The 13,392-nt window shown below is 58.0% G+C and carries 14 protein-coding genes; all 14 read left to right on the forward strand.

The genetic code is table 11. The features are described 5' to 3' along the window. Positions 1-3: 3 nt before the first annotated feature. The 14 genes from AB4O36_RS26175 to glmS all read left to right on the forward strand — a co-directional run bounded on the left by AB4O36_RS26175 (position 4) and on the right by glmS (position 13,264). Positions 4-801: a ParA family protein gene (locus AB4O36_RS26175; RefSeq protein ID WP_460119515.1), complete on the forward strand. Its 798-nt coding sequence runs from the start codon at positions 4-6 to the stop codon at positions 799-801. A gap of 9 nt (positions 802-810) precedes the next feature. After that, on the forward strand, positions 811-1,683 hold the full coding sequence (locus tag AB4O36_RS26180) for a ParB/RepB/Spo0J family partition protein (protein WP_460140610.1): 873 nt from the start codon (positions 811-813) through the stop codon (positions 1,681-1,683). 148 nt (positions 1,684-1,831) lie between these two features. Further along, entirely contained in the window at positions 1,832-2,239 is a 408-nt protein-coding gene (locus AB4O36_RS26185; protein ID WP_460119518.1) for a F0F1 ATP synthase subunit I, read from the forward strand. A 16-nt stretch (positions 2,240-2,255) separates the two neighbouring features. Next, complete coding sequence (gene atpB, locus AB4O36_RS26190) at positions 2,256-3,125, forward strand: F0F1 ATP synthase subunit A (RefSeq protein WP_460119520.1); 870 nt, start codon at positions 2,256-2,258, stop codon at positions 3,123-3,125. 133 nt (positions 3,126-3,258) lie between these two features. Beyond that, positions 3,259-3,516 (forward strand): F0F1 ATP synthase subunit C, encoded by a 258-nt coding sequence (gene atpE / locus AB4O36_RS26195; protein WP_003097235.1) that lies wholly within the window; start codon positions 3,259-3,261, stop codon positions 3,514-3,516. A gap of 58 nt (positions 3,517-3,574) precedes the next feature. After that, entirely contained in the window at positions 3,575-4,045 is a 471-nt protein-coding gene (locus AB4O36_RS26200) for a F0F1 ATP synthase subunit B (RefSeq protein WP_056854267.1), read from the forward strand. Positions 4,046-4,057: 12 nt separating this feature from the next. After that, positions 4,058-4,594, forward strand: coding sequence for a F0F1 ATP synthase subunit delta (locus AB4O36_RS26205; protein ID WP_460140611.1), 537 nt, complete (start codon positions 4,058-4,060; stop codon positions 4,592-4,594). 21 nt (positions 4,595-4,615) lie between these two features. After that, positions 4,616-6,160 (forward strand): F0F1 ATP synthase subunit alpha, encoded by a 1,545-nt coding sequence (gene atpA, locus AB4O36_RS26210; protein ID WP_460119524.1) that lies wholly within the window; start codon positions 4,616-4,618, stop codon positions 6,158-6,160. A gap of 50 nt (positions 6,161-6,210) precedes the next feature. Next, complete coding sequence (gene atpG, locus AB4O36_RS26215) at positions 6,211-7,071, forward strand: F0F1 ATP synthase subunit gamma (protein ID WP_460140612.1); 861 nt, start codon at positions 6,211-6,213, stop codon at positions 7,069-7,071. Between the two features lie 27 nt (positions 7,072-7,098). After that, positions 7,099-8,475 carry a F0F1 ATP synthase subunit beta gene (atpD, locus tag AB4O36_RS26220; RefSeq protein WP_217829080.1) on the forward strand — a complete coding sequence of 459 codons (1,377 nt, stop codon included), beginning with the start codon at positions 7,099-7,101 and terminating at the stop codon, positions 8,473-8,475. A 45-nt stretch (positions 8,476-8,520) separates the two neighbouring features. Further along, entirely contained in the window at positions 8,521-8,946 is a 426-nt protein-coding gene (locus tag AB4O36_RS26225) for a F0F1 ATP synthase subunit epsilon (RefSeq protein ID WP_075946957.1), read from the forward strand. Positions 8,947-9,060: 114 nt separating this feature from the next. Beyond that, the gene (glmU, locus tag AB4O36_RS26230) at positions 9,061-10,428 is read left to right on the forward strand and encodes a bifunctional UDP-N-acetylglucosamine diphosphorylase/glucosamine-1-phosphate N-acetyltransferase GlmU (RefSeq protein ID WP_460119527.1); all 1,368 of its coding nucleotides are present in this window, start codon (positions 9,061-9,063) and stop codon (positions 10,426-10,428) included. A gap of 225 nt (positions 10,429-10,653) precedes the next feature. Beyond that, positions 10,654-11,430 carry a DeoR/GlpR family DNA-binding transcription regulator gene (locus AB4O36_RS26235; RefSeq protein ID WP_460140613.1) on the forward strand — a complete coding sequence of 259 codons (777 nt, stop codon included), beginning with the start codon at positions 10,654-10,656 and terminating at the stop codon, positions 11,428-11,430. Between the two features lies 1 nt (position 11,431). Further along, positions 11,432-13,264: a glutamine--fructose-6-phosphate transaminase (isomerizing) gene (gene glmS, locus AB4O36_RS26240; RefSeq protein ID WP_460140614.1), complete on the forward strand. Its 1,833-nt coding sequence runs from the start codon at positions 11,432-11,434 to the stop codon at positions 13,262-13,264. Positions 13,265-13,392: the final 128 nt, after the last annotated feature.

Below are 13,392 nucleotides of genomic sequence, written 5' to 3' on the forward strand. Positions count from 1 at the left end.
AGAATGGCTAAGGTATTCGCGATTGCGAACCAGAAAGGTGGTGTGGGTAAAACCACCACCTGCATCAACCTCGCAGCTTCCCTGGTCGCTACCAAGCGCAGGGTGCTGTTGATCGATCTCGATCCACAGGGCAACGCCACCATGGGCAGCGGTGTGGATAAACACGGCCTGGAAAACTCGGTCTATGACCTGCTGATCGGTGAATGCGATCTGGCGCAGGCCATCCACTTCTCCGAGCATGGTGGTTATCAGCTCCTGCCGGCCAACCGCGACCTGACTGCCGCTGAAGTGGTTCTGCTGGAAATGCAGATGAAGGAAAGTCGCCTGCGAAGCGCGCTGGCGCCCATTCGTGATAACTACGACTACATTCTCATCGACTGCCCGCCGTCGCTGTCGATGCTGACGTTGAATGCACTGGTTGCCGCTGACGGGGTGATTATCCCCATGCAGTGCGAGTATTTCGCGCTGGAAGGCTTGAGCGACCTTGTGGATAACATCAAGCGCATCGCCGAACTCCTCAACCCTGACCTGAAGGTCGAAGGCTTGCTGCGTACGATGTATGACCCGCGACTGAGCCTGATGAACGATGTTTCCGCTCAGCTCAAGGAGCACTTCGGCGAGCAGCTGTACGACACGGTCATCCCGCGCAACATCCGTCTGGCCGAGGCGCCCAGTTACGGCATGCCTGCGCTGGCGTACGACAAGACATCACGTGGCGCGATTGCCTACCTGGCGCTGGCGGGCGAGATGGTTCGCCGTCAACGCAAAAATCCACGCACCGCCGCTGCCCAGGCAATTTAAGGAATCCCCATGGCCGTCAAGAAACGAGGTCTCGGACGAGGACTGGATGCACTGCTCAGCGGTCCGACTGTCAGTTCGCTGGAAGAACAAGCGGTACAGGCCGATGCGCGTGAATTGCAACATCTGCCCCTGGACCTGATCCAGCGTGGCAAATACCAGCCGCGCCGGGACATGGACCCGCAAGCGCTGGAAGAACTGGCACAGTCGATCAAGAGCCAGGGTGTGATGCAGCCGATCGTGGTGCGTCCTATCGGCAACGGACGCTTCGAGATCATCGCAGGCGAACGCCGCTGGCGCGCAAGCCAGCAGGCGGGTCAGGAAACCATCCCGGCCATGGTGCGCGATGTGCCGGATGAAACCGCGATCGCCATGGCGTTGATCGAGAACATTCAGCGCGAAGACCTCAATCCGATCGAGGAAGCAGTTGCCCTGCAGCGTTTGCAGCAGGAATTCCAGCTGACTCAGCAGCAGGTTGCCGAAGCCGTGGGCAAGTCCCGGGTCACCGTTGCGAATCTGCTACGCTTGATCGCGTTGCCGGAAGTCATCAAAACCATGCTGTCACACGGCGACCTGGAAATGGGTCATGCGCGTGCTTTGCTGGGATTGCCGGAAAATCAACAGGTTGAAGGGGCGCGACATGTTGTCGCACGAGGGCTGACCGTGCGCCAGACTGAGGCACTGGTACGCCAGTGGCTCAACGGCAAACAGGAGCCTGCGGAACCTGCAAAACAGGATCCCGATATTGCCCGACTCGAGCAGCGCCTGGCCGAGCGCCTAGGCTCTGCGGTGCAGATTCGCCACGGTAAAAAGGGAAAGGGACAGCTGGTGATCGGGTACAACTCCCTCGATGAACTTCAGGGTGTGCTCGCACACATTCGCTGAAACATTTCCTCATGTAGCGCGCAGTCGGAAATCACTACCTGATAGTTGAATAGGGGCTGAACCGCCCCTATACTCTGCGCGCATTTTGTCGGCACAAATTATGCCAAGTTATTGATTTCTGGCAGCCGACCATTGGAGAGCAATAGTGATGGAAAGCCGCACGCCAAACCGCTTGCCGTTCCATCGACTGGCAGTTTTTCCGGTGTTGATGGCTCAGTTTGTCGTCCTGCTGATCGCTGCTCTGGCGCTTTGGCAATGGCGCGGAGTCGTTGCCGGATATTCGGGACTTTGCGGAGGCCTGATAGCCTTGCTGCCCAATGTGTATTTCGCTCACAAGGCATTTCGGTTTTCCGGTGCCCGAGCAGCCCAGTCCATCGTCCGGTCTTTTTATGCCGGCGAGGCAGGCAAACTGATTTTGACGGCAGTGCTGTTTGCACTGGTGTTTGCAGGTGTGAAGCCATTGGCGCCGATTGCAGTATTCGGTGCCTTCGTGCTGACCCAGTCGGTCAGCTGGTTCGCTCCCCTGCTGATGAGAACAAGACTTTCGAGACCTTAGGGCGTTTGAGGCAACCATGGCAGAAACAACCGCTTCGGGCTATATCCAGCACCACTTGCAGAACCTGACTTTCGGTCAGCATCCTACCGGCGGCTGGGGCTTTGCTCACACCGCAGCAGAAGCCAAGGAAATGGGCTTCTGGGCTTTCCACGTCGATACACTCGGCTGGTCGGTCGCTTTGGGTCTGATCTTCGTTCTCCTTTTCCGCATGGCGGCGAAGAAAGCGACTTCCGGTCAACCTGGTGCTCTACAGAACTTCGTTGAAGTATTGGTCGAATTCGTCGATGGCAGCGTGAAAGACAGCTTCCATGGCCGTAGCCCGGTGATTGCACCGCTGGCACTGACCATCTTCGTCTGGGTGTTCCTGATGAACGCCGTCGACCTGGTACCGGTCGACTGGATTCCTCAGTTGGCCATCCTGATCTCCGGTGATGCACACATCCCATTCCGTGCCGTGTCGACCACCGACCCGAACGCGACCCTGGGCATGGCGTTCTCGGTTTTCGCACTGATCATTTTCTACAGCATCAAGGTCAAGGGCATCGGCGGCTTCATCGGCGAACTGACCCTGCACCCGTTCGGCAGCAAGAACATTCTCGTTCAGGCGCTGTTGATCCCGGTGAACTTCCTGCTGGAATTCGTGACTCTGATTGCCAAGCCGATCTCTCTGGCCCTGCGTCTGTTCGGCAACATGTATGCCGGCGAGCTGGTGTTCATTCTGATCGCTGTGATGTTCGGCAGCGGCCTGCTCTGGCTCAGTGGCCTGGGCGTTGTCCTGCAGTGGGCGTGGGCGGTGTTCCACATCCTGATCATCACCCTGCAGGCGTTCATCTTCATGATGCTGACCATCGTCTACCTGTCGATGGCGCACGAAGAAAACCATTAAGGCCAGTTTCGACTAGTCTGATGTCCCTCCCGGTCAAACGGGAGGGGGTCCTTACCGGGCCACTGAAACGATTTGTTTTACCGCTTTAAATTAAAAAAACCTAAACCATACGACGTAAAAGTCGGGAGGAAAGATGGAAACTGTAGTTGGTCTAACCGCTATCGCTGTTGCACTGTTGATCGGCCTGGGCGCACTGGGTACCGCAATTGGTTTCGGCCTGCTGGGCGGCAAATTCCTGGAAGGCGCTGCGCGTCAACCAGAAATGGTTCCAATGCTGCAAGTTAAAATGTTCATCGTTGCCGGTCTGCTCGACGCCGTAACCATGATCGGTGTTGGTATCGCTCTGTTCTTCACCTTTGCGAACCCGTTCGTTGGTCAGATCGCTGGCTAATTACTCGGATCTTCCGGGTAATTTGGTGTGATGGACAACGTAACTGCGAGGTGTTGGCGTGAACATTAATGCGACCCTGATTGGCCAGTCCGTTGCGTTCCTGATTTTTGTACTGTTCTGCATGAAGTTCGTATGGCCTCCGGTCATCGCGGCTCTGCACGAACGTCAAAAGAAGATCGCTGATGGTCTGGACGCTGCCAGCCGAGCAGCTCGCGACCTGGAGTTGGCCCAAGAGAAAGCGGGTCAGCAACTGCGCGAAGCGAAAGCTCAGGCAGCTGAAATCATCGAGCAAGCCAAGAAACGCGGTACCCAGATTGTCGACGAAGCCCGTGAACAGGCTCGCGTCGAAGCTGACCGTGTGAAGGCTCAGGCTCAGGCCGAGATCGAACAGGAACTGAACAGTGTCAAAGACGCGCTGCGTGCCCAAGTGGGTAGCCTGGCCGTTGGTGGTGCTGCGAAGATTCTGGGTGCCACAATCGATCAAAACGCGCACGCAGAGCTGGTTAACCAACTGGCTGCTGAAATCTAAGCGAGGGCGATCATGGCAGAACTGACCACGTTGGCCCGACCTTACGCTAAGGCGGCCTTCGAGCACGCTCAGGCCCACCAGCAACTGGCCAATTGGTCAGCCATGCTCGGCCTGGCAGCAGCGGTGTCGCAAGACGACACCATGCTGCGCGTGCTCAAGGCCCCGCGACTGACGAGCGCAGAAAAGGCCGCCACGTTTATTGACGTGTGTGGCGACAAGTTTGATGTCAAGGCACAGAATTTCATTCACGTCGTTGCCGAAAACGACCGTCTCCCGCTGTTGCCGGAGATCGCCGCTCTGTTTGACCTGTACAAGGCCGAACAAGAGAAGTCGGTAGACGTTGAAGTGACCAGTGCTTTTGCATTGAACCAAGAACAGCAAGACAAACTCGCCAAGGTTCTCAGTGCACGACTCAACCGGGAAGTGCGCCTGCAAGTCGAGGAAGACAGCTCCCTTATTGGGGGTGTTGTCATCCGCGCCGGCGACCTGGTTATCGATGGCTCGATTCGCGGCAAAATCGCGAAACTTGCCGAAGCATTGAAATCTTGAGTTTGAAGGGGCAGCAGAGCAATGCAGCAACTCAATCCTTCCGAAATAAGTGAAATTATCAAGGGCCGCATCGACAAGCTCGATGTGACCTCCCAAGCCCGTAACGAAGGCACTGTCGTCAGCGTATCTGACGGCATCGTGCGGATTCACGGTCTGGCCGACGTCATGTACGGCGAGATGATCGAGTTTCCGGGCGGCGTCTACGGTATGGCCCTCAACCTGGAGCAAGACTCCGTAGGTGCCGTTGTTTTGGGTGCTTACCAGTCTCTTGCCGAAGGCATGAGCGCCAAGTGCACTGGCCGCATCCTGCAAGTTCCGGTGGGTAAGGAACTGCTGGGTCGCGTAGTCGACGCACTGGGTAACCCAGTTGACGGCAAAGGTCCGCTGAACAACACCGAGACCGACGCGGTCGAGAAAGTTGCTCCAGGCGTGATCTGGCGTAAATCGGTAGACCAGCCTGTACAGACTGGCTACAAGGCTGTCGATGCCATGATCCCTGTCGGCCGTGGCCAGCGTGAGCTGATCATCGGTGACCGTCAGATCGGTAAAACCGCTCTGGCGATCGACGCGATCATCAACCAGAAAGACAGCGGCATTTTCTGCGTCTACGTCGCGATCGGTCAGAAGCAATCGACCATCGCCAACGTTGTTCGCAAGCTGGAAGAAAACGGCGCCCTGGCCAACACGATCATCGTGGCTGCCAGTGCTTCGGAATCTCCTGCGCTGCAATTCCTGGCTCCGTACGCCGGTTGCACCATGGGCGAATACTTCCGCGACCGCGGTGAAGACGCGCTGATCGTTTATGACGATCTGTCCAAGCAAGCAGTGGCTTACCGCCAGATTTCCCTGCTGCTGCGCCGTCCACCAGGCCGTGAAGCTTACCCAGGCGACGTGTTCTATCTCCACTCCCGTCTGCTGGAGCGCGCATCCCGCGTTTCGGAAGAGTACGTCGAGAAGTTCACCAATGGCGCAGTGACCGGCAAAACCGGTTCCCTGACCGCACTGCCGATTATCGAAACCCAGGCTGGCGACGTTTCCGCGTTCGTTCCGACCAACGTGATTTCCATCACCGACGGTCAGATCTTCCTGGAATCGGCCATGTTCAACTCGGGCATCCGCCCTGCAGTGAACGCCGGTGTTTCGGTATCCCGTGTGGGTGGTGCCGCTCAGACCAAGATCATCAAGAAGCTGTCCGGTGGTATCCGTACCGCTCTGGCTCAGTACCGTGAACTGGCGGCATTCGCCCAGTTCGCTTCTGACCTGGACGAAGCGACCCGTAAGCAACTTGAGCATGGTCAGCGCGTTACCGAGCTGATGAAGCAGAAGCAATACGCGCCAATGTCGATCGCCGACATGTCGCTGTCGCTGTATGCCGCTGAGCGCGGGTACCTGACTGACGTCGAAATCACCAAGGTCGGCAGCTTTGAACAAGCGCTGATCGCTTTCTTCAACCGCGATCACGCCGATTTGATGGCGAAGATCAACGTGAAAGGTGACTTCAATGACGAAATCGACGCTGGCCTCAAAGCCGGTATCGAGAAGTTCAAGGCCACCCAAACCTGGTAAGCCGCAGCGGGAGCCGCAAGGCTCCCGCTTGCTAACCTGATAGGTGTTACATGGCAGGCGCAAAAGAGATTCGCAGTAAGATTGCGAGCATCAAAAGCACGCAAAAAATTACCAGCGCCATGGAAAAAGTGGCGGTCAGCAAAATGCGCAAGGCACAAATGCGCATGGCTGCTAGCCGTCCTTATGCGGAGCGTATCCGCCAGGTTATTGGTCATTTGGCCAACGCCAACCCGGAATATCGCCACCCGTTCATGATCGACCGCGAAGTAAAGCGCGCCGGTTATGTCGTGGTGAGCAGTGACCGTGGTCTGTGTGGTGGCTTGAACACCAACCTGTTCAAGGCTCTGGTCAAGGACATGGCGGTAAACCGCGAAAACGGCGTCGAGATCGACCTGTGTGTCGTTGGTAGCAAGGGTGCGGCTTTCTTCCGCAACTTCGGCGGTAACGTCGTTGCAGCTATCAGCCACCTGGGTGAAGAGCCGTCGATCAATGACCTGATCGGCAGCGTCAAGGTGATGCTGGATGCTTATCTGGATGGCCGTATCGATCGCCTGTCCGTGGTGTCCAACAAGTTCGTCAACACCATGACGCAAACGCCTACCGTGGAGCAATTGATTCCACTGGTGGCAACCCCGGATCAGGAACTCAAGCACCACTGGGATTATCTGTACGAACCGGACGCCAAAGAGCTGCTTGACGGCTTGATGGTCCGCTACGTGGAGTCGCAGGTCTACCAGGCGGTGGTCGAGAACAACGCGGCTGAACAAGCTGCGCGGATGATCGCGATGAAGAACGCTACCGACAACGCCGGTGATTTGATCAGCGAATTGCAGCTGGTCTACAACAAGGCGCGTCAGGCTGCGATCACCCAAGAGATCTCGGAAATCGTCGGCGGCGCTGCCGCGGTTTAACGGTTCAAATATTCAGAGGATCCAGCTATGAGTAGCGGACGTATCGTTCAAATCATCGGCGCCGTTATCGACGTGGAATTCCCACGCGACAGCGTACCGAGCATCTACGACGCTTTGAAAGTTCAAGGCGCCGAAACCACTCTGGAAGTTCAGCAGCAGCTGGGCGACGGCGTGGTTCGTACCATTGCGATGGGCTCCACCGAAGGCTTGAAGCGCGGTCTGGACGTCAACAACACTGGCGCAGCCATCTCCGTACCGGTCGGTAAAGCGACCCTGGGCCGGATCATGGACGTACTGGGCAACCCGATCGACGAAGCTGGCCCGATCGACACCGAAGAGCGTTGGGGTATCCACCGCGCTGCGCCGTCGTTCGCAGAGCAGGCAGGCGGCAACGACCTGCTGGAAACCGGTATCAAGGTTATCGACCTGGTTTGCCCGTTCGCCAAGGGTGGTAAGGTTGGTCTGTTCGGTGGTGCCGGTGTAGGCAAAACCGTAAACATGATGGAACTGATCCGTAACATCGCCATCGAGCACAGCGGTTATTCCGTGTTCGCCGGTGTGGGTGAGCGTACTCGTGAGGGTAACGACTTCTACCACGAGATGAAGGATTCCAACGTTCTGGACAAAGTGGCACTGGTCTACGGTCAAATGAACGAGCCGCCGGGAAACCGTCTGCGCGTGGCACTGACCGGCCTGACCATGGCCGAGAAGTTCCGTGACGAAGGTAACGACGTTCTGCTGTTCGTCGACAACATCTACCGTTACACCCTGGCCGGTACTGAAGTATCCGCACTGCTGGGCCGTATGCCTTCGGCAGTAGGTTACCAGCCGACCCTGGCTGAAGAGATGGGCGTGCTGCAAGAGCGCATCACTTCGACCAAGCAAGGTTCGATTACTTCGATCCAGGCCGTATATGTACCAGCGGACGACTTGACTGACCCGTCGCCAGCGACCACCTTCGCCCACTTGGACGCCACCGTCGTACTGTCCCGTGACATCGCTTCCCTGGGTATCTACCCAGCGGTAGATCCACTGGACTCGACTTCGCGTCAACTGGACCCGAACGTGATCGGTAACGACCACTACGAAACTGCTCGTGGTGTTCAGTACGTGCTGCAGCGTTACAAGGAACTGAAGGACATCATTGCGATCCTGGGTATGGACGAGCTGTCGGAAGCCGACAAGCAGTTGGTAAACCGTGCTCGTAAGATCCAGCGTTTCTTGTCGCAGCCGTTCTTCGTGGCTGAAGTCTTCACCGGTGCCTCGGGTAAATACGTTTCCCTGAAAGACACCATTGCTGGCTTCAAAGGCATCCTCAACGGTGACTACGACCACCTGCCAGAACAAGCGTTCTACATGGTTGGCGGCATCGAAGAAGCGATCGAGAAAGCCAAGAAACTGTAATCCCGGCGCCCGGCAACGGGCGCTAATTTAGGTTGAGGCAATCAGATGGCTATGACAGTCCATTGCGATATCGTCAGCGCGGAAGGAGAAATCTTTTCCGGTCTGGTCGAGATGGTGATTGCGCACGGTGCACTGGGTGATCTTGGTATCGCCCTGGGGCACGCGCCGCTGATCACTAATCTGAAGCCAGGTCCGATCCGACTGGTCAAGCAGGGCGGGGAAGAGGAGGTGTATTACATCTCCGGTGGTTTCCTCGAGGTTCAGCCGAACATGGTCAAGGTTCTTGCCGACACCGTGCAACGTGCTGCCGACCTGGACGAAGCCTCCGCTCAGGAAGCCGTCAAGGCTGCCGAGAAAGCCCTGCATGAGCGGGGCGCGGAATTCGATTACGGTTCTGCTTCCGCACGTCTGGCCGAGGCTGCAGCTCAGCTGCGCACCGTCCAGCAGATCCGCAAGAAGTTCGGCCACTAACAGGTCTTCTTGTTGCGCGATTGATTAAAAAGGGTAGCCTCGGCTACCCTTTTTTCTTTTCCGATGTTCATCACTTGGTCGCAGCCGCTGACCACCCAGGATTGGTAGCCAGTCATGTCACTTGAAATCGTAATCCTCGCCGCTGGCCAGGGCACTCGCATGCGCTCGGCGCTGCCCAAGGTCCTGCACCCGATTGCCGGCAATTCGATGCTTGGCCATGTTATCCACAGCGCAAGGCAACTTGATCCACAGCGCATTCACGTGGTCATTGGCCACGGTGCGGATGCCGTGCGTGAGCGTCTGGCGGCGGATGACCTGAATTTCGTACTGCAGGACAAACAACTGGGTACCGGTCACGCGGTTGCTCAAGCCGTGCCGTACATCGAGTCCGACACCGTACTGATTCTCTACGGCGATGTGCCTTTGATCGAAGTGGATACCCTGCAGCGCCTGCTCAAGCAAGTCGCTCCACAGCAGTTGGGTCTGCTGACTGTCGAACTCGACGACCCGACCGGTTACGGCCGTATCGTGCGTGATGCCGACGGCAAGGTTACCGCCATCGTTGAGCAAAAAGATGCCAACGAAGCGCAGCGGGCGATCACCGAAGGCAACACCGGCATTCTCGCGCTGCCGTTCGCGCAGATGAGCGGCTGGATGAGCCGACTCTCCAATAACAACGCCCAGGGCGAGTACTACCTGACCGACGTGATCGCCATGGCCGTCAACGATGGCCTGGTGGTCGCCACCGAACAACCGCACGACGCCATGGAAGTGCAGGGCGCCAACGATCGCAAGCAGCTTTCCGAACTGGAGCGCCATTACCAGCTGCGTGCCGGTCGCCGTCTGATGGCGCAGGGCGTGACGCTGCGTGATCCGGCTCGTTTCGATGTGCGCGGTGAGGTCACCGTCGGGCGCGATGTGCTGATCGACATCAACGTCATCCTCGAAGGCAAGGTGGTCATCGAAGACGACGTGGTCATCGGACCCAATTGCGTGATCAAGGACAGCACCCTGCGCAAGGGCGTGGTAATCAAGGCCAACAGCCACATCGAAGGAGCGGTGCTCGGCGAAGGCAGCGATGCCGGGCCATTCGCCCGCCTGCGTCCAGGCTCCGTTCTGGAGGCTCGCGCCCATGTGGGTAACTTTGTCGAGCTGAAGAATGCCCATCTGGGCGAAGGCGCAAAAGCCGGTCACCTGTCTTACCTCGGTGACGCCGAGATCGGTGCGCGCACCAACATCGGCGCGGGCACCATCACCTGCAACTATGACGGCGTGAACAAGTGGAAAACCGTGCTGGGCGAGGACGTGTTCATCGGCTCCAACAACTCGCTGGTGGCGCCTGTGGATATCTCCAGTGGTGCGACCACTGCGGCGGGCTCGACCATCACTCAGAATGTGGATAAAGCCCAGTTGGCGGTCGGTCGTGCTCGTCAGAAGAACATCGACGGCTGGAAGCGGCCTGAGAAGGTCAAGAAAGGCTGAGTTATCCACAATTCAGGGCAAATGTGATCTGTAGGAGCGAGCTTGCTCGCGATTGCGGTGTAACAGTTGATATCAATGTGACTGACACACCGCTATCGCGAGCAAGCTCGCTCCTACAGGTTTCTTCTTTTATCCACAGACCTTTTTTATCGTCCCCGCTTGACGAAGTTTCGCCAATAGGTTTTGATTGCTTCCGTTATCTTTCGAATCGAAACTTACCTAGTCATGTCGAAACGCAACACGCCTCAGCGCCGCCATAACATTCTTGCTTTGCTCAATGAGCAGGGTGAAGTCAGCGTGGACGAGTTGGCAAAACGTTTCGAAACTTCGGAAGTTACGATCCGTAAGGACCTCGCTGCACTCGAAAGCAATGGTCTGCTGCTACGCCGTTACGGTGGGGCGATCACCATGCCTCAAGAGCTGGTGGCCGATATCAGCCAATCTGTCTCCGCTTATAAACAGGCTATTGCCCGCGCGGCGGTCACGCGGATCCGCGAACACGCGAGGATCATCATCGACAGCGGCAGCACCACGGCTGCGATGATTCCCGAACTCGGCCAGCAACCCGGCCTGGTTGTGATGACCAATTCCCTGCACGTCGCCAACGCCCTGAGTGAACTCGAACATGAGCCGGTGCTGTTGATGACCGGTGGCACCTGGGACCCACATTCCGAATCGTTCCAGGGGCAGGTTGCCGAGCAGGTACTACGCTCCTACGATTTCGACCAGTTGTTCATCGGTGCCGACGGCATCGATCTGGTCCGTGGCACTACCACGTTCAATGAATTGCTGGGACTTAGCCGTGTCATGGCAGAGGTCGCTCGCGAAGTGATCGTGATGGTCGAGGCCGACAAGATCGGACGCAAGATCCCCAACCTGGAACTGCCCTGGAGCAGTGTCCATACCCTAATTACCGATGATCGCCTTCCAAATGAAGCACGCGATCAGATTCAGGCCCGCGGCATCAATTTGATTTGCGCGGCTGTCAGTCAGGAGAAATAGCATGTGTGGAATTGTCGGCGCAGTCGCAGAACGTAATATCACAGCCATCCTGCTCGAAGGCCTCAAACGCCTTGAATACCGTGGCTATGACAGCGCCGGTGTAGCGGTGCTGACCAACGACGGCAAGCTCGAGCGCATGCGTCGTCCGGGCAAGGTCAGCGAGCTGGAGGCTGCGCTGGACGCCGAGCCGCTGATTGGCCGTCTCGGTATTGCCCACACCCGCTGGGCGACCCACGGCGCGCCGTGCGAACGTAACGCTCACCCGCATTTCTCCGGCGATCTGGCAGTGGTGCACAACGGCATCATCGAGAACCATGAAGCCCTGCGTGAACAACTCAAGGCCCTGGGCTACGTCTTCACTTCGGACACTGACACCGAGGTCATCGCCCACCTGCTCAACCACAAACTCAAGGATCTGGGCGACCTCACTGTGGCGCTGAAGGCCACCGTCAAAGAACTGCAGGGTGCCTATGGCCTGTCCGTCATCAGCGCTGCGCAACCGGATCGACTGGTTGCCGCCCGCAGTGGCAGTCCATTGGTGATCGGTCTGGGCCTGGGCGAGAATTTCCTCGCCTCCGACCAGTTAGCCCTGCGTCAGGTCACCGACCGTTTCATGTACCTGGAAGAGGGCGATATCGCCGAAATCCGCCGCGACAGCGTGCAGATCTGGGACATCAACGGCCAAGCCGTCGAGCGCGAAACCGTGCAGTACCGCGACGGTGCCGAAGCGGCGGACAAGGGCGAATTCCGCCACTTCATGCTCAAGGAAATCCACGAGCAACCGGCCGTTGTGCAGCGCACCCTCGAAGGGCGACTCAGCCCGACTGGTGTGCTCGTCCAGGCGTTCGGTCCACAGGCCGCCGAGCTGTTCGCCAAAGTGCGCAACGTACAGATCGTCGCTTGCGGCACCAGCTACCATGCCGGCATGGTTGCCCGTTACTGGTTGGAAGAACTGGCCGGTATTCCGTGCCAGGTCGAAGTGGCCAGCGAATTCCGCTACCGCAAGGTGGTGGTGCAACCCGATACGCTGTTCGTGACCATCTCCCAGTCCGGCGAAACCGCCGACACCCTGGCCGCGCTACGCAACGCCAAGGATTTGGGCTTCCTCGCCAGCCTGGCCATCTGCAACGTCGGCATCAGCTCGCTGGTGCGTGAATCCGACCTGACCCTGCTGACCCAGGCCGGTCGTGAAATCGGCGTCGCCTCGACCAAGGCATTCACCACCCAATTGGTTGGCTTGCTGCTGCTGACCCTGTCCCTGGGCCAGGTGCGCGGTACGTTGGCACAGGGCGTTGAAGCCACCCTGGTCGAAGAGCTGCGTCGTCTGCCAACCCGTCTGGGCGAAGCACTGGCCATGGACAGCACCGTCGAGAAAATCGCCGAGCTGTTCGCCGAGAAGAACCACACATTGTTCCTGGGCCGCGGCGCGCAGTTCCCGGTGGCCATGGAAGGGGCGCTCAAGCTCAAGGAAATCTCCTACATCCACGCTGAAGCCTACCCGGCCGGCGAACTGAAGCACGGCCCGCTGGCGCTTGTGGATAACGACATGCCGGTGGTCACCGTTGCGCCGAACAACGAGCTGCTGGAGAAACTGAAGTCCAACCTGCAGGAAGTCCGTGCCCGTGGCGGCCAGTTGATCGTGTTCGCCGACGAGAAGGCCGGCATGACCAACGGCGAAGGCACCCATGTTGTGCACATGCCGCACATCCACGACATCCTGTCGCCGATCCTCTATACCATTCCGTTGCAGTTGCTGTCGTACTACGTCGCCGTGCTCAAGGGCACTGACGTCGATCAGCCGCGCAACCTGGCGAAGTCGGTGACGGTGGAATAAGTTATCCACAGGTACGACGCAGACCCCCGCAATCGCGGGGGTTTGTTTTTTCCGGCTCCAGCGTTCAGATGCGCAAGTAACAGACCATGGCCTGCAACTGATTCCCCTACCGCGCAAGCTCGACGCCG

This window comes from Pseudomonas sp. S2_E01 (assembly GCF_054668365.1).

What these genes read in the sequence shown, in the direction of transcription:
- AB4O36_RS26175 (WP_460119515.1), top strand. Translation starts at nt 4, where the DNA reads ATGGCTAAGGTATTCGCGATTGCGAACCAGAAAGGTGGTGTGGGTAAA.
- AB4O36_RS26235 (WP_460140613.1), top strand. Translation starts at nt 10,654, where the DNA reads ATGTCGAAACGCAACACGCCTCAGCGCCGCCATAACATTCTTGCTTTG.
- glmU (WP_460119527.1), top strand. Translation starts at nt 9,061, where the DNA reads ATGTCACTTGAAATCGTAATCCTCGCCGCTGGCCAGGGCACTCGCATG.
- AB4O36_RS26225 (WP_075946957.1), top strand. Translation starts at nt 8,521, where the DNA reads ATGGCTATGACAGTCCATTGCGATATCGTCAGCGCGGAAGGAGAAATC.
- atpB (WP_460119520.1), top strand. Translation starts at nt 2,256, where the DNA reads ATGGCAGAAACAACCGCTTCGGGCTATATCCAGCACCACTTGCAGAAC.
- glmS (WP_460140614.1), top strand. Translation starts at nt 11,432, where the DNA reads ATGTGTGGAATTGTCGGCGCAGTCGCAGAACGTAATATCACAGCCATC.
- atpA (WP_460119524.1), top strand. Translation starts at nt 4,616, where the DNA reads ATGCAGCAACTCAATCCTTCCGAAATAAGTGAAATTATCAAGGGCCGC.
- AB4O36_RS26185 (WP_460119518.1), top strand. Translation starts at nt 1,832, where the DNA reads ATGGAAAGCCGCACGCCAAACCGCTTGCCGTTCCATCGACTGGCAGTT.
- AB4O36_RS26180 (WP_460140610.1), top strand. Translation starts at nt 811, where the DNA reads ATGGCCGTCAAGAAACGAGGTCTCGGACGAGGACTGGATGCACTGCTC.
- atpE (WP_003097235.1), top strand. Translation starts at nt 3,259, where the DNA reads ATGGAAACTGTAGTTGGTCTAACCGCTATCGCTGTTGCACTGTTGATC.
- atpG (WP_460140612.1), top strand. Translation starts at nt 6,211, where the DNA reads ATGGCAGGCGCAAAAGAGATTCGCAGTAAGATTGCGAGCATCAAAAGC.
- atpD (WP_217829080.1), top strand. Translation starts at nt 7,099, where the DNA reads ATGAGTAGCGGACGTATCGTTCAAATCATCGGCGCCGTTATCGACGTG.
- AB4O36_RS26205 (WP_460140611.1), top strand. Translation starts at nt 4,058, where the DNA reads ATGGCAGAACTGACCACGTTGGCCCGACCTTACGCTAAGGCGGCCTTC.